A 326-nucleotide genomic window follows, 5' to 3' on the forward strand; every position below is an offset into this window, starting at 1 on the left:
GTGTAGCCAATTTCGTTAGCGTACAACTTAGCCAACTTGAAGAACTTAGCGATGTGGTCCAACTCACGCTTCGTGTCAGTGTTCAACAATGACTCGTAACCTTCACGACCACCCCAGAATACGTATGATTCTGAGTTCAAACGCTTAGCGATTTCCAATGAGTGCTTAACTTGTGCTGCTGCGTAAGCAAATACGTCAGCAAATGGCGTAGTAGCTCCACCAGCCATGAAACGCTTGTTAGTAAACAATGATGAAGTGTTCCACAACAACTTCTTGCCAGTTTCCTTCATCTTTTCTTCGATGCGGTCAACAACGGCGTCCAAGTT

1 pseudogene is annotated in these 326 nt (G+C 45.1%); it reads right to left on the bottom strand.

Going from position 1 to position 326, the window contains the following annotated elements:
* Nucleotides 1-326: pseudogene (locus tag KH400_RS23540) on the bottom strand (xylose isomerase); the annotation flags it as partial.

Source organism: Desertibacillus haloalkaliphilus (genome assembly GCF_019039105.1).
Lineage (GTDB): Bacteria > Bacillota > Bacilli > Bacillales > KJ1-10-99 > Desertibacillus > Desertibacillus haloalkaliphilus.